The organism is Desulfitobacterium sp. THU1 (genome assembly GCF_038181555.1).
In the GTDB taxonomy this organism is placed as follows: Bacteria; Bacillota; Desulfitobacteriia; order Desulfitobacteriales; family Desulfitobacteriaceae; genus Desulfitobacterium.
In genome coordinates this window covers 303,041-320,081 of record NZ_JBBWUA010000002.1, presented here as the reverse complement: position 1 = coordinate 320,081, position 17,041 = coordinate 303,041, and the positions used below count along the sequence as shown (strand labels likewise).

19 protein-coding genes are annotated in these 17,041 nt (G+C 46.4%); all 19 read left to right on the top strand.

Annotated elements, in window-relative coordinates:
• Nucleotides 1-153: 153 nt before the first annotated feature.
• The gene (fliM, locus tag AAC978_RS03795) at nucleotides 154-1,149 is read left to right on the top strand and encodes a flagellar motor switch protein FliM (protein ID WP_341546636.1); all 996 of its coding nucleotides are present in this window, start codon (nucleotides 154-156) and stop codon (nucleotides 1,147-1,149) included.
• Nucleotides 1,142-2,368: a flagellar motor switch phosphatase FliY gene (gene fliY / locus AAC978_RS03790; protein WP_341546635.1), complete on the top strand. Its 1,227-nt coding sequence runs from the start codon at nucleotides 1,142-1,144 to the stop codon at nucleotides 2,366-2,368. Before fliM ends, fliY begins: the two co-directional genes overlap by 8 nt.
• Before the next feature lie 58 nt (nucleotides 2,369-2,426).
• Nucleotides 2,427-2,789 carry a response regulator gene (locus AAC978_RS03785; protein ID WP_341546634.1) on the top strand — a complete coding sequence of 121 codons (363 nt, stop codon included), beginning with the start codon at nucleotides 2,427-2,429 and terminating at the stop codon, nucleotides 2,787-2,789.
• A gap of 1 nt (nucleotide 2,790) precedes the next feature.
• A complete protein-coding gene (fliO, locus tag AAC978_RS03780; RefSeq protein WP_341546633.1) occupies nucleotides 2,791-3,288 on the top strand; it encodes a flagellar biosynthetic protein FliO in 498 nt (165 codons plus the stop codon).
• Nucleotides 3,288-4,064: a flagellar type III secretion system pore protein FliP gene (gene fliP / locus AAC978_RS03775; protein ID WP_445900278.1), complete on the top strand. Its 777-nt coding sequence runs from the start codon at nucleotides 3,288-3,290 to the stop codon at nucleotides 4,062-4,064. Before fliO ends, fliP begins: the two co-directional genes overlap by 1 nt.
• A 97-nt stretch (nucleotides 4,065-4,161) precedes the next feature.
• Nucleotides 4,162-4,434: a flagellar biosynthesis protein FliQ gene (gene fliQ / locus AAC978_RS03770; RefSeq protein ID WP_341546652.1), complete on the top strand. Its 273-nt coding sequence runs from the start codon at nucleotides 4,162-4,164 to the stop codon at nucleotides 4,432-4,434.
• An 18-nt stretch (nucleotides 4,435-4,452) separates the two neighbouring features.
• The gene (gene fliR, locus AAC978_RS03765) at nucleotides 4,453-5,235 is read left to right on the top strand and encodes a flagellar biosynthetic protein FliR (protein ID WP_341546632.1); all 783 of its coding nucleotides are present in this window, start codon (nucleotides 4,453-4,455) and stop codon (nucleotides 5,233-5,235) included.
• Entirely contained in the window at nucleotides 5,232-6,284 is a 1,053-nt protein-coding gene (gene flhB / locus AAC978_RS03760; protein WP_341546631.1) for a flagellar biosynthesis protein FlhB, read from the top strand. The genes fliR and flhB overlap by 4 nt, the downstream gene beginning before the upstream one ends.
• Before the next feature lie 34 nt (nucleotides 6,285-6,318).
• A complete protein-coding gene (gene flhA / locus AAC978_RS03755) occupies nucleotides 6,319-8,385 on the top strand; it encodes a flagellar biosynthesis protein FlhA (RefSeq protein ID WP_341546630.1) in 2,067 nt (688 codons plus the stop codon).
• A complete protein-coding gene (gene flhF, locus AAC978_RS03750; protein ID WP_341546629.1) occupies nucleotides 8,375-9,586 on the top strand; it encodes a flagellar biosynthesis protein FlhF in 1,212 nt (403 codons plus the stop codon). Before flhA ends, flhF begins: the two co-directional genes overlap by 11 nt.
• Entirely contained in the window at nucleotides 9,579-10,448 is an 870-nt protein-coding gene (locus AAC978_RS03745) for a MinD/ParA family protein (RefSeq protein ID WP_341546628.1), read from the top strand. Before flhF ends, AAC978_RS03745 begins: the two co-directional genes overlap by 8 nt.
• 46 nt (nucleotides 10,449-10,494) lie before the next feature.
• Nucleotides 10,495-11,139: a flagellar brake protein gene (locus tag AAC978_RS03740; RefSeq protein WP_341546627.1), complete on the top strand. Its 645-nt coding sequence runs from the start codon at nucleotides 10,495-10,497 to the stop codon at nucleotides 11,137-11,139.
• 2 nt (nucleotides 11,140-11,141) lie between these two features.
• Nucleotides 11,142-11,738, top strand: coding sequence for a chemotaxis protein CheC (locus AAC978_RS03735; protein WP_341546625.1), 597 nt, complete (start codon nucleotides 11,142-11,144; stop codon nucleotides 11,736-11,738).
• Nucleotides 11,735-12,217, top strand: coding sequence for a chemotaxis protein CheD (locus tag AAC978_RS03730; RefSeq protein ID WP_341546624.1), 483 nt, complete (start codon nucleotides 11,735-11,737; stop codon nucleotides 12,215-12,217). Before AAC978_RS03735 ends, AAC978_RS03730 begins: the two co-directional genes overlap by 4 nt.
• Before the next feature lie 3 nt (nucleotides 12,218-12,220).
• The gene (locus tag AAC978_RS03725) at nucleotides 12,221-12,628 is read left to right on the top strand and encodes a hypothetical protein (RefSeq protein WP_341546623.1); all 408 of its coding nucleotides are present in this window, start codon (nucleotides 12,221-12,223) and stop codon (nucleotides 12,626-12,628) included.
• Between the two features lie 48 nt (nucleotides 12,629-12,676).
• Nucleotides 12,677-13,429 (top strand): FliA/WhiG family RNA polymerase sigma factor, encoded by a 753-nt coding sequence (locus tag AAC978_RS03720; RefSeq protein WP_445900277.1) that lies wholly within the window; start codon nucleotides 12,677-12,679, stop codon nucleotides 13,427-13,429.
• Nucleotides 13,430-13,580: 151 nt separating this feature from the next.
• A complete protein-coding gene (locus AAC978_RS03715) occupies nucleotides 13,581-15,179 on the top strand; it encodes a flagellar hook-length control protein FliK (RefSeq protein ID WP_341546622.1) in 1,599 nt (532 codons plus the stop codon).
• Nucleotides 15,180-15,189: 10 nt separating this feature from the next.
• A complete protein-coding gene (locus AAC978_RS03710; protein ID WP_341546621.1) occupies nucleotides 15,190-15,765 on the top strand; it encodes a flagellar hook capping FlgD N-terminal domain-containing protein in 576 nt (191 codons plus the stop codon).
• 73 nt (nucleotides 15,766-15,838) lie between these two features.
• Nucleotides 15,839-16,987 carry a flagellar hook protein FlgE gene (locus AAC978_RS03705; protein ID WP_341546620.1) on the top strand — a complete coding sequence of 383 codons (1,149 nt, stop codon included), beginning with the start codon at nucleotides 15,839-15,841 and terminating at the stop codon, nucleotides 16,985-16,987.
• Nucleotides 16,988-17,041 lie beyond the last annotated feature (54 nt).

Sequence of the window (17,041 nt, the reverse complement as noted above, 5' to 3'; positions counted from 1 at the left end):
TTTGTTCAAAGGCTCTTGTTATTGAAGATTTTGAGTATCAGTAAAGAACATTGTTCGAGGACATCATTCAATAATAAATGCAAAAGTTCTCCGTTTCTTTACAAATCTATTCTACTATAGAAGCTATACTACGAAATTGAGAGGGGGGATCTTATGGGAGAGGTATTGTCTCAAGAAGAAATTGATGCCCTACTGAATGCGCTTTCTGATGGGCAGGTCGATGCTGAAGAAATTAAGACGACAAAAACTCAAAAGAAAATCCGAGTTTATGATTTTAAACGACCGAATAAATTCTCCAAAGATCAGATTCACTCCCTCCAAAATATTTATGAGAATTATTGCCGGTCACTGACTACATATTTGTCCGGAAATCTCCATACCGTGATTGAGGCCAAGGTCAGTTCTATTGAACAGATTACTTATGATGAGTTCATTCGCTCCTTGCCAAATCCGACCATTCTTAGCCTGTATACCTTGAGCCCTTTGGAAGGGACGCTGTTGATGGAGATGAGCCCGGCTGTAGCCTTTGCGATCATTGATCGATTATTAGGCGGACAAGGGCAAAGCTCAGAGAAAAATAGAGACCTTACGGAGATAGAACGTACGATTATTGCTCATCGTACGGAGCAGATGATTGAAATGATTAGTGAGGCTTGGACAGAGGTAATGGAGAGCGAGCCAGAGTTTATCGTCCTAGAAACTAATCCACAGTTTACGCAGATTGTAGCTCCCAATGAAATGATTATTCTGGTCACTTTGGAGGTTACGATCGGAGAGATGGTAGGGATGATTAATATGTGTCTCCCGTACCTTGTTCTGGAACCCATCTTGGATAAACTTAGTACCTTGTTCCTTTTCTCCACCCAAGCTAAAGAGAATACGAAAGAACAGGTCAATGTGATTCGCAAGAAGATAGAATGGGCTAAAGTAGATATGACCACATTGTTGGGATATTCAGAGATACTAGTGCGCGACCTATTAGAGTTAGAACCAGGGGATGTCATTCCACTGATGCAAAATGTGAAGGAACCACTCCCAGTCTTTGTGGGGAGTTATCGTAAGTTTAGAGGAGTTCCTGGTTTGCAAGGAGATCATCTCGCTATCCAATTAACAGAAATCGTTGAGGAAGGAAGGGATCAGGATGGGTAATGGGATGCTTTCCCAGGAAGAAATCGATGCCCTACTGGGAGGGAATCTTGAATCAGGTCCCCCAAGCGAAGAACAACCCACTCAAGAGTTTAGTGATATGGAAAAGGATGCAATAGGAGAGATTGCTAATATCTCCATGGGAACTGCTGCCACGACCTTATCTCAGCTCTTAATGCGAAAGGTAGAGATCACTACACCCAAAGTCGATTTGGCAGACTCTGATCAAATTCGCAAAGACTACCCGATTCCTTCAATCATTGTGGATGTCCGTTATAAAGTAGGTATAGAAGGGTCCAACCTTCTCATCCTCTCACAGCGGGATGGGTCGGTCATCGTCGATTTAATGATGGGGGGTGACGGTCAAAATCCTTCTGAAGAGCTAAGTGAGCTCAGCATCAGCGGTGTTGCTGAAGCCATGAACCAGATGATGGGTTCAGCCGCTACATCCATGTCAACCATGTTTAACTCCGTTATTGATATCACACCACCACAACTGGTCTTAAATGATATGTCCGGGCAAGAGAGCAATGCTATTGACAACTTCCTTAATACCCAAGAGAAGCTTGTCAGAATCTCTTTCCGGATGGTTGTAGGAGATGTTATTGACAGTATCTTAGTCCAAGTGATTCCCATTCCTGTGGCGAAAGGTATGGTTGAAAAACTTCTCGGTTCCATGGGAGGACCAAGCTCAAAACCAGCAACAAAGCCGACACCGCCGCCTGCTCCTGCTCAGGCTCCTGCTGCGAGCTATGGACAGCCGGTTCAACCACCACCACAACAGCCACCTCAAGCAGCATATGCACCTCAGCCGGAGTACCCTCAGCAAAGCTATGGTGGCCCAGCATATGGGCATGCTCCGGGAGGACAGTATGCAGGGGGATACGGGGCTCCACCAACCACAGTGCAACCGGCCCAATTCGTTCCCTTAAAGCCTACCGAGCTGATTCAGGGGCAAGATAATCTCGGACTCATTCTGGATGTCCCCTTACAAGTCAGTGTGGAGCTAGGTAAAGCAAAGAAAACTATTAAGGAAATTCTTGAACTGGGGCCGGGATCTGTAATAGAATTAGACCGGCTGGCGGGAGAGCCCGTCGATATGATCGTCAATGGTAAGCTTGTCGCAAAATGCGAAGTCGTTGTTATCAATGAGACCTTTGGGATTCGCATTACTGATATCGTGCAGCCCAGCGAGCGTATGACAAAGGCCATGGGACTCTAGAACGTTCCGGCCAACAGAGGACTAAATAGTAATTCAGTTCTTATAAGGAGGAAAAATAGTGGGTGCTAATATTTTAATTGTTGATGACGCAGCATTTATGCGGATGATGGTGAAGGATATTTTAACGAAAAACGGCTTCACTGTCGTCGGGGAAGCTGAAAACGGTGCGATTGCCGTGGACAAATTTGTAGAGTTGGCGCCGGATTTGGTCATTATGGATATTACCATGCCGGAAATGGATGGATTGCAAGCGGTGCGTGAGATCAGAAAGCGCGATCCACAAGCCAGAGTCGTTATGTGTAGTGCGATGGGTCAGCAGGCCATGGTTATTGACGCCATTCAATCTGGAGCTAAGGACTTTATTGTAAAACCTTTCCAAGCTGATCGGGTGGTTGAGGCTGTACAAAAGGCGTTGAAATAAAATGTCCTATATCCAAGTGAGCATAAATGATGCTACACCATATCAAGGTCAACTTACTGAATCCGTGAGCCAACCAGGGCTCGATTCCTCCTATTGGGGGGGACTTGTGGGAACGATCCTCATCTTTATCCTCATTCTGGTTGTAGCTCTATGGGTCATTCGGCGCATGAATCAAGCTTCCTTTCGAGGCATGCAGGCGCCCTGGGCAAGGGTTCTGGATCGGCAAATGCTCAATACCAACCAGTCTCTCTATCTCGTCGAGGTCGCCGGGAAGCTCCAAGTCTTGGCGGGAACAGATCATCATTTGACCAAAATCGATGAGATTAATGATCCGGAGCTGGCGGCGGAGATTCTCGATGAGCTTGCCCACCGACCCGCTGAGCGAGTGGAGGGCATTTTTGCGGGGATTGCTCAACAGGCCTTTGGTGGCAAACGCCGCAAAGGGAAAGAGCCATTTGAAGATGAACTCGAACGTTTGCTAGAGGAGGTGGAACGCTAATGGCCACCGGGCGATCTTGGAGTTCAGTGCGAGATCATAGAGGAAAAATAGGCTTGCTGATCCTGCTGATGCTGGGTTTGCTTCTTAGAGATACTCAACCCGTGTTAGCAGCCGGTTTAACCCTTGATTTCGGGGCAACAACGGCTGAGCAGACGAGTACGACTCTGCAGATTCTGCTCATGATGACCGTTTTATCGATTGCTCCTGCCATCCTCGTGTTAATGACCTCCTTTACCCGTATCGTTATTGTACTCTCTTTTGTGCGCAATGCTCTGGGGACTCAGCAACTGCCACCAACCCAGGTGATCATCGGTCTGTCCTTATTCTTAACTTTTTTTGTCATGGCTCCCACCTGGAACGAAGTGAACACCCAAGCCCTTCAGCCCTACATGCAAAGCCAAATCACTCAGGCTGAGGCGCTGGATCAAGCAGAAGCTCCCTTGCGGCAATTTATGTTTGAACAGACTCGGGAAAAGGATCTTGAACTTTTCGTTGGTTTGGCCCGCATGGAACGGCCACAAACCTACGGGGATATTCCAACCTATGTATTGATTCCCGCCTTTGTTATCAGTGAATTAAAGACAGCCTTTCAAATGGGCTTTGCCATATTTATTCCCTTTATGGTCATCGATATGTTAGTGGCTTCCGTCTTGATGTCCATGGGTATGATGATGCTACCACCGATGATGATTTCCTTACCTTTCAAAATTCTCTTATTTGTTCTCGTTGATGGTTGGCATCTTGTGGTCCAATCCCTCGTCACTAGTTTTTACTAGCTTTCGCGTCGAGATATTTAGCTATAGCTTAGTATGACCAATCACTCGATTCCTGCTATCACTCAGTAGGTCAGTCTTTTGATAGAAGGGGTGTATGATGACCCAAAATGATGTACTATACTTGGCCAAGGAAGCCTTGATGACTGCCCTCATGATTGGAGGTCCGATTTTGGGTGTGAGCTTGCTTGTGGGTTTATTGGTCAGTATTTTTCAGGCCATGACCCAGATTCAAGAGCAGACCCTGACCTTTATACCTAAGATTTTAGGGATTGCGCTGGTGATGTTACTACTTGGTCCTTGGATGCTTGACGTACTCACCGGTTACACATCAAATCTATTTAACGAATTGGCTACTTTTGGAAATTACTAATAATCTCGGAGGAGTGATATGGGCTTAGCAGAATTTTTGCAATGGAATCTCACATTGTTCCTCATCATTCTCTCCCGGTGGGCGGGAATGATTATGCTGGCCCCTGTATTTGGAGCTCGTGGTGTCCCTGCAATGGTTAAGTTGGGCTTGGCCGTGAGCATATCCGTTATTCTCTATCCGATAATCCAAGCTAGAGGACCTCTGATTCCCAGTGAGACCTTACCTTATGCCGGACTCCTGATCAAAGAGATCTTTGTCGGCTTGGTCGTGGGTTTTGTCATCTATGCCATTACCGCAGTATTAGAGGGCGCTGGTCGAATAATCGATTTGCAGATGGGGTTTAACATGAGCGGCGCTATCGATCCCATCTTCGGTGTACAAAGTGCCATGATGGGAAATTTCCAAATGATTATCGCCATTATGCTGTTGCTAGCGACGAACTCCCACCATTATATGATCGCAGCCATGGTCGAGAGTTACAAATATGTACCCATTGATCCGTCAGCTCTACCCCAAGGGATTAATTATTTTGTTCATCTTTTCAGCGATATCTTTACACTCTCTATTCAACTTGCCTTACCGGTTATGGGAGCGTTGGTCCTTTCAGATATCGGGGTAGGATTGTTAATGCGGACTGTTCCTCAGATGAATATCTTTACGGTTATTTTCCCGGTGAAGATTATTATGGGTTTCATTATTCTGTTCTTAGGAATTAGTTTTTTCGGAGAAACGGTGAATATGCTGTTTGACCGAGCGATGAACATGCTTTTAGAGCTTTATAAGGGGTGGCAGCAAACATGAGTGAAAAAACACATCAGGCCACTCCCAAGCGCCGGCAAGAGGCGCGCAAGAAAGGTCAAGTGTTTAAGAGTACGGAAATGGTCTCCGCACTCATGCTGGTTAGTTTTATTGGACTTTTGAAGTTCTATGTCCCGACCATGCTGGTAAAGACTCAAGAAATATTCACTTACGTCTATAAACTTTCGAGCGAATGGACAACACGTTCCGTTGCCAGCTTAATGGTGGATCTGGTTTGGTTAGGTATTCAAATCATTGCTCCTATATTTATAGTCGGGCTAATCATTGCCATAGGTGCCAATTACCTACAAGTACGTACTCTTTTCACCCTTGAGCCCTTAAAACCTCAGCTTAGTCGCATTAGCCCTCTCAACGGGGCCAAGCGTATGTTTGGCGTAAAAGCATGGGTAGAACTGGCCAAATCCTTGTTGAAAGTCATCTTTATTGGCTATTTCCTCTACGCAACCCTCCGTGACAACTTTGAAGTCTTTCCGGTCATGGCTCGCTTTACGGTAGGCCAAGGGGCGGTATTCATCGGTGGATTGATTGTTGACCTAGGCTGGAAAATTGCTTTATCCTTTTTTATCATTGCCGGGATAGATTTCCTCTATCAATGGTGGGATTATGAGAAAAACCTCAAAATGTCCCATGAAGAGATGAAGCAAGAGTACAAGCAAACGGAAGGTAATCCTCAGATAAAAAGTGAGATTAAGCGAAAGCAAAGAGCCATGGCCATGCAACGAATGATGCAGGACTTAAAGACGGCCGATGTGGTCGTGACCAACCCGACTCACTTTGCAGTCGCTCTGCGCTATGACCCTAAGGAAAATGCAGCTCCCGTCATCGTTGCCAAAGGAGCTGATGAAATTGCCCAACGGATTAAACAGCTTGCCAAAGAATATGGCATCATTACCATGGAAAACAAGCCGCTGGCCCGTGCCCTCTTCGCTCAAGCAGAGATTGGACAGGCCGTACCCGCGGAACTTTATAAAGCTGTAGCAGAGGTCCTCGCCTTCGTCTACAAGCTCAAGCGAAAAAAATATACTGGGTAAGAATTTTAGAGGGTAAGAAAGGAGGAATCCACTCATGGCTACAGACATAAGCCGTCGCTGGTATAACAATATCGATGTCCTTGCGGCAATTTTTATCGTTTCCATTGTTGTCATGATGGTCATCCCGATCCCCCCCTTACTACTGGATATTCTATTGACAGTCAGCATTACTTCTGCTGTGCTTACCCTGATGATTTCGGTGTTTACCAAAGATCCTCTGGATTTTTCGGTACTACCTTCTCTAATTCTTATCTTGACCTTATTCAGACTATCCCTGAATGTCTCAACGACACGTTTAATTCTTGCCGATGGTCATGCCGGCAATGTCATCGAGCAATTCGGGGAGTTCGTTGTGCGCGGCGAACCGGTTGTTGGTTTTATTATCTTTGCCATTCTAGTCGTTGTGAATTTCATTGTTATTACAAAGGGTTCGGAACGGGTATCGGAAGTAGGCGCTCGTTTTACTTTGGATGCTATGCCAGGAAAGCAGATGAGCATTGATGCGGATCTTAACGCCGGTATGATTACCGATCTACAAGCTCGGGATCGGCGGAAAAAAATCCAAGCAGAAGCCGATTTTTACGGGGCTATGGATGGAGCCAGTAAATTCGTAAAAGGGGACGCTATTGCTGCAATAATTATCCTCTTTATCAATATCATTGGCGGATTTGTAACAGGGATCGCTATGCGGGGCATGGATATTATGGAAGCCTTACATACCTATACGTTGCTTACGATTGGGGATGGACTCGTCACACAGATTCCAGCCCTTTTGATGTCTACTGCTACTGGTCTTGTGGTCACAAGGGCGGCTTCTGAGACCAACTTGGGGCAAGACTTATCCAGTCAACTCTTTCGTACCCCGAAAGCCCTCTATATTACAGCAGGAGTATGTTTAGTCTTGGCACTATTTGGACTCCCTTGGTTACCCTTACTGATTGTGGCCATCGCTTTAGTGATACTCGGAAGAACTATGGACAAAGGCAGCCAAAAGAACCTAGTCGAGGAGACAGCAGCGGCAAGAGAAACAGCCATTGAGGAAAGTAAAAAGCCAGAGAATGTCCTTAGTCTTTTGACTATCGATAATATGGAGCTGGAGCTAGGGTATGCGCTTATCGCCTTGGTGGATGTCCAGCAGGGCGGAGATTTACTGGACAGGATTGTCCTAATTCGCCGCCAAGTAGCCAGTGAGCTGGGCTTTATAGTTCCCGTTATTCGCGTCAGAGATAATATGAATCTACAGCCCAATCAGTATTCTATTAAATTACGCGGTGCCGAGGTGGCCGGAGGGGAGATCATGGCCGACCATTATCTGGCTATGAGCAGCGGTCTGGGCGATGATAATATTCCGGGTATCCCTACGAAGGAACCAGCCTTTGGCTTAGATGCTAAATGGATTAATGCTATTTACCGCGAAGAGGTAGAGATGAATGGTGGAACAGTCGTAGACGCCCCCACGGTCTTAGCCACACATCTTACCGAAGTCATTAAGAGCAATGCTTGGGAGATTTTGAGCCGTCAGGATGTGAAAACACTTCTGGATCACGCCCGCGAACAGGCCCCGGCAGCGGTGGATGATGCGCTGGAGCACATCAACCTGGGTCAAATGCAAAAGATTCTCTCCAATCTGCTGAGAGAACGGGTTTCTATTCGGGATATGGTCACGATTCTTGAGACTCTGGCGGATTATGCCGGAACCACGAAGGATCTTGATCGTTTAACGGAGTACGTACGTCAGTCCTTAGGACGACAAATTGTACAACCTCTCTTAGGTAGCAATAAGGAATTACCGGTACTTACCCTAGAACCGAAGTTAGAGCAACAGATTCTGGATAGTATTCAACCTTCAGACTATGGTAGTTATATGACTCTGGATCCCCGAGTTCTCCAAGAAATCATGCAGTCGTTGGCTCGTGAGATTGAAAAGATGGTTCTCAAGGGTTTCAACCCGGTACTGGTATGTGCACCGGTTGTAAGGATTAATTTAAAACGGGTGACAGAACGGCAGTTGCCTCAGCTTATCGTATTATCATATAACGAGCTTGTACATGGGGTACAAGTTCAGGCAGTAGGGATGGTGACGACTGGAAATGCGAGTTAAACGCTTTATTGGCGATACTGTCGCGGAAACCATGGGCAAGGTAAAGCAGGAACTGGGCTCAGATGCTGTTATCCTGCAAACTCGACAATTTAAAGAAGGCGGTTTTTTAGGGTTTTTCGGCAAACCTAAGGTGGAAGTGATGGCTGCAATTGAAGAGGAGCCCGTAGCGAAGAAACAAACACCAGCAAAGCCTCTGTACGCAACTAACCCTTATGGGGCTGCAAGCCAAGCGCCAAGTCAAACTCATCGATTCATTGAGGCGCAACAAAGCTCTCTTCAAGGTGAGAGCAAGGTTGCCAAGTCCAGGGAAGCAGACGATTTAGAAACAGAGATTCTCGCTATGCGCAAATTGTTGGAGAACATGAATCGTCAACTTGAGGGGCTAGAGGGCGAACAGGTAATATGGCCGGTGCCCTTGCAAAAATGGGCTGAACGCCTAAAAAGACAGGGTATCCGTTCGAAGCTAGTCAAGAATCTTCTGCGCAATGTCCAGCAGAATGTACGCGAGGAAGATTGGATCGACGACCATCGCGTCAGAGCCTGTATTAAGGAATCCATACGTGAGATATGCGCCAATACGGCTGCTATCCAGCCGGGGATCCGTAAACCTCGGATTATTGCTTTAATCGGACCCACTGGGGTAGGTAAAACTACGACCATTGGCAAGCTAGCTGCTGGCTTTAGTATTGTCGATAAGCGACGGGTGGCCTTAATCACAGCCGATACTTATCGGGTAGCAGCGGTGGAACAGCTGAAGACCTTTGGTGAGATTATCGGTGTTCCTGTCGAGGTGGTCATGACGCCCACAGGCCTTCGCGAGGCTATTGAACGTCATGGGGACAAGGAACTGATATTTATTGATACAGCCGGTCGTAGCCCTCATCATGAGCTGCATATGTCTGAGCTAAAATCCTTCCTCGACAAGGCTCAGCCGGATCTTACCATGTTGGTTATGAGTGCAGCGACCCAATCTGCTGATCTGGCGAAAATTTACCAGCGCTTCGAGCCCTTTACTACTCATCTTATTTTTACAAAACTCGATGAAACCGTGGGCGGAGGCATTATCCTTAACCTATTGGAAAAAACGAACCTGCCGGTGGCCTATATTACTAATGGACAAAATGTTCCGGATGATATTGAAGTGGCGACTCCGGAGCGCCTAACTCGTTATATACTTGGTGAGGGGGATGGACGTGAATGATCAGGCCAAGGTATTGAAACGTCTTGCTTCTCGCCACAAATTGGAATCAAAACAAAGCTTGCGTGTGCTCGCTGTCACCAGTGGCAAAGGTGGAGTAGGGAAAACGAATTTTAGTGTGAATTTGGGTTTAGCATTGATCGATCTTGGCTATCGGGTCATCCTGCTTGATGGGGATTTAGGACTAGCTAATCTCGATATTGCCTGTGGCGTGACTCCACGTTATACCTTGGAGCACCTCCTTAGTGGCGAGAAGGAAATTGAAGAAATTCTCATTTCCGGACCCAAGGGAATCGGAATATTACCAGGGGGATCTGGAGTACAGGATCTTGCTAATATTGAGCGAGAGCGCTTGGAAGAGGTCGTAAGAAACTTAGGCCGCTTAGAGGGTCTGGCGGATATCATCATTATCGACACCGGCGCAGGGTTGGGACATACAGTGTTGAACTTTCTCAAGGCAGCTGATGATATTATCTTAATTACTACTCCCGAACCGACTGCCCTAACGGATGCGTATGGACTCCTTAAAGCTCTGCAACAAGTGAGAAGTAATTTTTCTGTCAACGTGGTAGTGAATCGTGTACAAAAGGAATCCGATGCTAAGGATACTTATGAACGTCTCGAGAGTGCCTCGTATAGGTTCTTAAATATATCCTTAACCCTTTTAGGATGGGTGTATGAAGATGCAGCGGTAGGTAAATCTGTGATGAGGCAAGAACCGGTTAGTATTTCCTATCCGCAAAGTTCGGCCTCGCAATGCATTCAATGGATCGCCAGCTCAGTATCCGGCTTATATCTCAGTCCGCCGAAGCAAGCGGGAGGAATACGCGGGTTTCTGACGAATCTATTACGAGTTTTTAATTAACTCACTATTTAATGAGATAGTAATCTTTGCTCAGGGGGGTGAGGCAATGCAATACTTAGATAAGTTGTCTCCCGGATTAGCAGTAGAGCTAGTCGTTTCAGAAGGGGAGTACAAAGGTAATTATAGAACCCACATCGATGAAGTGGGCAAAACGCGACTATCTGTCTATGCGCCACAGCATCAGGGGTTGATTGTCCCCCTCCACGAAAGGACCCCGGTCGAAGTCACTTTCTGGGATGATGTGGCTTCCTATTCTTTTCATACCACAGTTATTCAGCGTATTGCCGTACCCATTTCTATCTTTATCCTCGAAATGCCAAAAGTCATTAAGCGGATTCAAAGAAGAAATTATGTGCGGGTGGCTGCTCATTACCCGTTAACCTACCAAGTTGTGGAAAGAGAGGGTCTTAGTGATGTTAAAAATGGTATTATGCTGGATTTAAGTGGTGGTGGAATGCGCTTTCAATCTAAGGAAAAGTTGGACATTGGTACTATTCTTTATGCTAACCTTGAGTTACCTTCCTGTCCCATTGGAACACCGGGGCGGGTGTGCCGCGTTGTACCAATCGAGGATACGAAGAATTTTTCCATATCTGTGGACTTTTATCAGATTTCTGATCGGGATCGTGACCGCATCGTACGATGTGTTTTTAATATTCAAAGAGACTTGCGCAAGAGAGGATTGGTGTAGAAGTGGAAATCAATCAAATACAATTGGATGCGTTGCGTGAGGTTGGAAATATTGGGTCTGGGCATGCGGCGACGGCATTGTCGACTATGCTTAACCGACGGATCGATATGTCGATTCCGGAGGTGCGGGCTATCGAGTTTGATAAGGCTCCTGCGGTGATCGGGAATATTGAGGTTCCTCAGGCTGTTATCTACGTTAAAGTCGAAGGCGATGCTCCAGGAAAGGCTGTGTTCTTCTTCCCTTTGCAGAGTGCTGAGATTTTAGTGCAAGCTCTCTTTGGGACGAACGAGTCCTTTGATCTTTTTAGTAATGAGATGGCGCAATCGGCCATGAAAGAGGTAGGAAATATTATGGTGAGTTCCTTCCTCATGGCCCTTACTCAGTTTTCCGGTATTCCCCTCCAGCCTTCGGTACCGGCTTTGGCGGTGGATATGGTTGGGGCAATTTTTGATGCCATTCTTCTGGAAGACGGGGTGCTAGAGGATACAGTGCTATTTATCAACACCCAGCTTTCTGGACTACCACAAATAGAAGGGAAATTTGTTTTTTTACCCGATGAAGGGTCATTAAGTAAATTGCTGGGAGCTATTGGAGTATGAGTAATGTGATTAGCGTAGGGATGGCTGATTTGAAAGTGGCAAAAGCCCCCGATATTTTGATGACAGCAGGTCTTGGCTCATGCATTGGGATCTGCATCCATGATCCGTTGCAAAGAGTCGGTGGAATGGCTCATATAATGCTACCTACAGCGGGGGGGAGCAATGGAGGAAACCTTGCCAAATACGCTGATACAGCGATGGATGTGCTCGTCGAAGAGGTTCTACGCTTAGGAGCAGTCAAAACTCGCCTACGGGCGAAAATCGCCGGCGGTGCTCAAATGTTTTCTTTTCCGGGTAAGCCACCGGTTTTGAAAATTGGCGATCGCAATGCAGAACAAGTGATTATAGAGTTAAAACGCCTGGGAATACCGCTGCTCGTTTCAGATGTGGGCGGAAACTTTGGTCGAACCATTCATTTTGATGTAGGTACAGGGGATCTGAAGGTTCGGACCATTAACCACGGCGAAAAGGTGATTTAAGTAATGATGGACAAACTACGGATTTGGGCTTGGTATTTAGCGATTGGCTGTTCAGTTATATTAGCAGTAGTCAGTATCTTGGTGGGTGAGAGTTTTCTGAGAGTGATTCTCAGCGCGATAGTAGGGTTTGCCTTGATTTACGGAATATGCATCGTATGTATAACTGTTTTTGAGAAATCCGCTATCGACCAAGAATTACAGCACCTTGGTGCAGTTTTAGATATTGCGGTAGGGCAAGAGGATGACTTGAGCTATGCAGAGACAGAACGAGATTCTGCGATTGAACAAGCTTCGATAACACTACCCCCCCTATCTCCTGTCGCCGGTCAATTGAATCATGAGTTAGTAGAGGGGATGCCAAGTGTCGAAAAACAAGCTGAGATCGTAAGGAGAATGGGTTGGGGTGATTAAACGAGTCACCGATACTGAAGGACCGACTTGTAAGGGAGGGGGGTCAACATGATAGCGAATCCTTATGAAGCGGCCAATCGTGGAGCTTGGCGAGAAGAACAAATCGCAAACTATTTGCCGTTAGTCAAGCGCATTGCCGGTCGGTTGGCTATTTCCTTACCTCAACATGTTGATGAAGATGACTTAATCGGTTATGGCGTATTTGGCTTGATGGATGCCTTGGAACGCTTTGACGCCGGTCGAGGGGTTAAATTCGAAACCTATGCTACCTTGAGAATCCGTGGGGCGATGATCGATGGCTTGAGGACTATGGACTGGGTTCCACACTCCGCCCGGCAGAAAATTAAACGGGTTCAAGAGGCTTTCTCTGAAATTGAGGCTCAACAGGGGCGCCCGGCTCGCAACGAGGAAGTGGCGGTATTTTTACAGATGGAACTGCGAGACCTGGAAGCGGTCATCCATCAAGGCCAGATACTTAATTTAACCTCATTAGATGAAATGGCTGCGGGGGAGGATGGAGAGTTTCATAGTTCTCCTAAAACACAGCTCAAAGACCCTCAGGCCCAAGAAGCCTATCAAGAAGTTGAACTCAAAGAGCAAAAGAAAATCATGGCTGATGCCGTCGAAAAACTTCCTGAAAAAGAAAAGCTAGTGGTTGCTCTGTATTATCAGGAGGATTTAACTCTTAAAGAAATAGCCGTCATTATGAAGCTTTCGGAATCAAGAATCTCCCAACTCCATTCCCAAGCCATACTGCGCCTAAGAGGTCGACTGAGCCGCCAAAAAAAGAACCTATTTTAGGGATGTGAATTGGGGACAGGTTCCAGTTTTCAATTGGGTTACTTGGGCGATACGGCTTGATGTAGCTTGAAAGTCTAATAATGAAAAAAACTCAAGTTTTTTTATAGATATTACGATACTATAGATGGACTATAGTTTCGGAGGTGATGCCATGACAGCAATAAAGGCTTTGTCCGCGGGATCCATAAATAATACGGATAATGGATCATTAGTTGCAGACAGCTCTCCCAAAGGCAATGATACGGCGGCAATGATGTTTGCTGCAATCTTTGGGGGCTGGGTGAACCAACTTAGTGGACAAGAGCAAGACTCTGGTAATCAGAGCAACGCACCGGCAGGCAAGGAAGCCAATTCCGGACGTCACGCCCTATTGGGGATAGAGGGACTTCAGGCCATGATGGCTATGCTTCAAGAAGAGGGAAATCTTCAAGAAGTTTTGGCTCGACAGGTTCAGAATCCTATGAGTAAAGAAGATTTCTCAGGTCAATTAGATCTTCTTTTGAGTCAAATGGATACTTTGCGTAGTCAAAGCAATTCCTCAAACCCCCTAGGAACATTTGAAGTAGCTCGATTGTCAGGGATGACAGGGCAACTTCAGGGGAAGAATTCCCCACAGTCGGAGTTGGATTTATATAAGAATGTGATTGTTGATTTACTTACGGAAATGTCGGGAGAAGTGAAAGTAAAATCTCCTTCCGAGCAATTAGATACCTTAACCCAGCAAAAATCCGCGATCGCTGCCCAACGTTTTAACAGTGGTCTGTTTATCGGGTTAGATGGCCAGGGGCAGGCACCCGGTACGGGAATAACGGCGGAAAAGGCCGTAGTGTCCCAGCCGGTGTTGAGTCAAACGTTGACTGTTCCAGTAGTAGATGATGTGGCAGTACAAGTCGTACCGAGCACACAGCAAAGCACTGGACAAGAGACACTGGTAAGTGCATTTGCCGCAAAATCGTTTGAGGGTAAGTCAAGCGGCCTAGGAGAGAATACAGCTGGGACTTCGGAGAAAAATGGGCCAGTGGGCACAGCTAAGCACTCGGGGATTCACAATATGGAACCGGATAATCCGGGAAATTTCCAACTGACAAGCGAGCAAGACCAAAAGGATCAACCGTCTACACATAATGGAGCGGACCAAGGTAAGGACAGTGGATCTGACACATCTGCGGGAATAGGCATAAAGCTTCAAGAAAAAGATAACCTCGACTTTCCCAAAGATGAACCATCAACCCTACAGGATTCTCACCCGGAAAATGTTGTGGGATTAACCTCAACCAAAGGGACGGCTCAGGTTCAGGGAAGGGTTTCGGAAAGTGTTAGTCCCGTATGGACCCAAGTAGCGAACGAGATTTTTGAAAAAGCCTATCAGGCTCGGCCTCAACTCCGCGCAATGACCATACATTTGCGTCCCGCTGAATTAGGAGATATCAATATCTCTATGCGTTGGGAAGATGGGCAAATGCATATTCGTATGGTAGCCACTGATGCAGGCACCGGACAAATACTGCAAACCAATCTATCAGAGCTCAAAGATAACCTGACTCAGTTAGGTATTCAATGTGGCATGATGGAGATGGGCTTGGGAGAACAAAACCGAAATTCCCAAGACGGCCAAGGGCAGGAAGGCAAAGCGGGAGCCCAGGAGAATGGTGATGAAGCATTAGGCTACATGAGTAAAGAAGAACTCGAGAGCCTGATGGATTCCGATGCAGGCGAACAAGGAATCCGTCGAATTAATGTAACAGCCTAGGAGGAAAAGAATGGGGAACACTATTGATCCTAATTATAAATCCACTACTCCCACGTCAGAATCAAAAAGCACTGCTCTTTCTGATGCTACTAAGGACATCATGGGTAAGGATGATTTTTTAAAGTTGCTGGTCACTGAGCTCAGCAACCAAGATCCTCTTTCGCCCATGGATAATAAAGATATGATTACCCAAATGGCACAGTTTAGCTCACTTGAGCAAATGAATAATGTGGCAAGTTCTATGGAAGGTATGTCTAGCGCCTTTTCCTCCCTTTTCCAGCATTCACTTCTCGGTCAAGGAGCAGCCATGATTGGCAAATATGTCGCTGGGATGGATGTGGATACTGAGAACATTGTCGAAGGGATTGTGGAATCCGTCCAATGGCTGGACGGCAACCCTCAATTAGTGCTTAAGAAAGCTGACGGGACCTATAGTGCCGTGGAAATGAATGAGATTATTTCCGTAGCTGAGAAAGCAATGACACCACCCTCTGGAGAACCACCTAAGGACCCTACAGATGCGACTGATCCAACGAATCCTACGGTTCCCGATACAGGTGAAACAGATACCGAGATGCAGGTATAGGGTGATTATGAGCTAATACGTATTCGATAAGATATGATATGAAACGGCAAATGAGAAATGGGGGAACGCCTTAATGTTACGCTCTTTGTATTCAGCAATTTCCGGGTTAAAAAACCATCAGGTTAAAATGGACGTTATCGGTAATAACATCGCCAATGTCAATACCACCGGCTTTAAACGCAGCCGTGTCACCTTCTCGACCATGCTCAGCCAAACCATGAAGGGTGCAGGCTCGCCTTCACCGAACCAAGGGGGAACGAATCCTGCTCAAATTGGCTTAGGCTCCATGCTAAGTTCTATCGACCAAATTATGACTGAAGGAAGCTCCCAATCCACAGGAAAAAACACGGATATGATGATTCAGGGTAAAGGATTCTTTGTCTTACAGAATAACGGAGAAACCGTATACAGTCGTGCTGGAGCCTTTACTCAAGACGACGACGGCACCTTGGTCGAGCCTGGGACAGGGGCAAAGGTCATGGGGTATATGTATGGCATGGAAAGACCAGTAGATGACAGTGCTACCACAGGTGTTGATGAGTCTAAGATCGACTGGACACAACTTGAGGCGATTAAATTTAATATAGGGGAAAATCCTCCACTCGTTACGCCGACGGCTATAAGTATTCCAAGAGATGCTTGGGCTAAGTCAGGAGGCTCTTGGGTATATTCTAATCCCTCATTAATTGGAGCGAATGCAACTATCGTCGGTGGCGGCATATTAGATAGTGCACGTGGTACAATTACTGTATCCCCCCCTACCGCTGATCCCACATTAACCGCCACTCCATATAACACATTTACCATAACTGATCATGACGCAACATATACTGATGGCACGGATATCCCTCTAGCAACCTTGACAAGCTTTTCCATTGATTCCAAGGGGGCCATCACAGGAGTCTATAGCAATGGTGATGCTTCTGCGACTCGTATAATCGGGCAAGTAGCTGTAGCTAACTTTTCCAATGAAGCGGGTTTGCAAAATCTAGGAAATAGCTTTTACGCTGCTTCCAATAACTCAGGAGCAGCCTCAATTGGCGGCGCAGGAGAAGATGGCCGTGGAGCGATCATCCCCAGCACCGTGGAAATGTCCAATGTGGATCTCTCCCAGGAGTTTACGGATATGATCGTGACTCAGCGGGGATTCCAAGCGAATTCCCGGGTTATCACCGTATCGGACTCCTTATTGCAGGAGCTTATTGATCTTAAACGTGGATAAGGGACTTAGGACTTGGGCTTTAGGTTATACCTAAAGTCAAAGTCCTTTTAGGCT

Bases quoted from the DNA above. Each gene is read 5' to 3' on its own strand.
- fliM (WP_341546636.1), top strand. From the start codon at position 154: ATGGGAGAGGTATTGTCTCAAGAAGAAATTGATGCCCTACTGAATGCG.
- fliY (WP_341546635.1), top strand. From the start codon at position 1,142: ATGGGTAATGGGATGCTTTCCCAGGAAGAAATCGATGCCCTACTGGGA.
- fliO (WP_341546633.1), top strand. From the start codon at position 2,791: ATGTCCTATATCCAAGTGAGCATAAATGATGCTACACCATATCAAGGT.
- fliP (WP_445900278.1), top strand. From the start codon at position 3,288: ATGGCCACCGGGCGATCTTGGAGTTCAGTGCGAGATCATAGAGGAAAA.
- fliQ (WP_341546652.1), top strand. From the start codon at position 4,162: ATGACCCAAAATGATGTACTATACTTGGCCAAGGAAGCCTTGATGACT.
- fliR (WP_341546632.1), top strand. From the start codon at position 4,453: ATGGGCTTAGCAGAATTTTTGCAATGGAATCTCACATTGTTCCTCATC.
- flhB (WP_341546631.1), top strand. From the start codon at position 5,232: ATGAGTGAAAAAACACATCAGGCCACTCCCAAGCGCCGGCAAGAGGCG.
- flhA (WP_341546630.1), top strand. From the start codon at position 6,319: ATGGCTACAGACATAAGCCGTCGCTGGTATAACAATATCGATGTCCTT.
- flhF (WP_341546629.1), top strand. From the start codon at position 8,375: ATGCGAGTTAAACGCTTTATTGGCGATACTGTCGCGGAAACCATGGGC.
- AAC978_RS03740 (WP_341546627.1), top strand. From the start codon at position 10,495: ATGCAATACTTAGATAAGTTGTCTCCCGGATTAGCAGTAGAGCTAGTC.
- AAC978_RS03730 (WP_341546624.1), top strand. From the start codon at position 11,735: ATGAGTAATGTGATTAGCGTAGGGATGGCTGATTTGAAAGTGGCAAAA.
- AAC978_RS03725 (WP_341546623.1), top strand. From the start codon at position 12,221: ATGATGGACAAACTACGGATTTGGGCTTGGTATTTAGCGATTGGCTGT.
- AAC978_RS03720 (WP_445900277.1), top strand. From the start codon at position 12,677: ATGATAGCGAATCCTTATGAAGCGGCCAATCGTGGAGCTTGGCGAGAA.
- AAC978_RS03715 (WP_341546622.1), top strand. From the start codon at position 13,581: ATGACAGCAATAAAGGCTTTGTCCGCGGGATCCATAAATAATACGGAT.
- AAC978_RS03710 (WP_341546621.1), top strand. From the start codon at position 15,190: ATGGGGAACACTATTGATCCTAATTATAAATCCACTACTCCCACGTCA.
- AAC978_RS03705 (WP_341546620.1), top strand. From the start codon at position 15,839: ATGTTACGCTCTTTGTATTCAGCAATTTCCGGGTTAAAAAACCATCAG.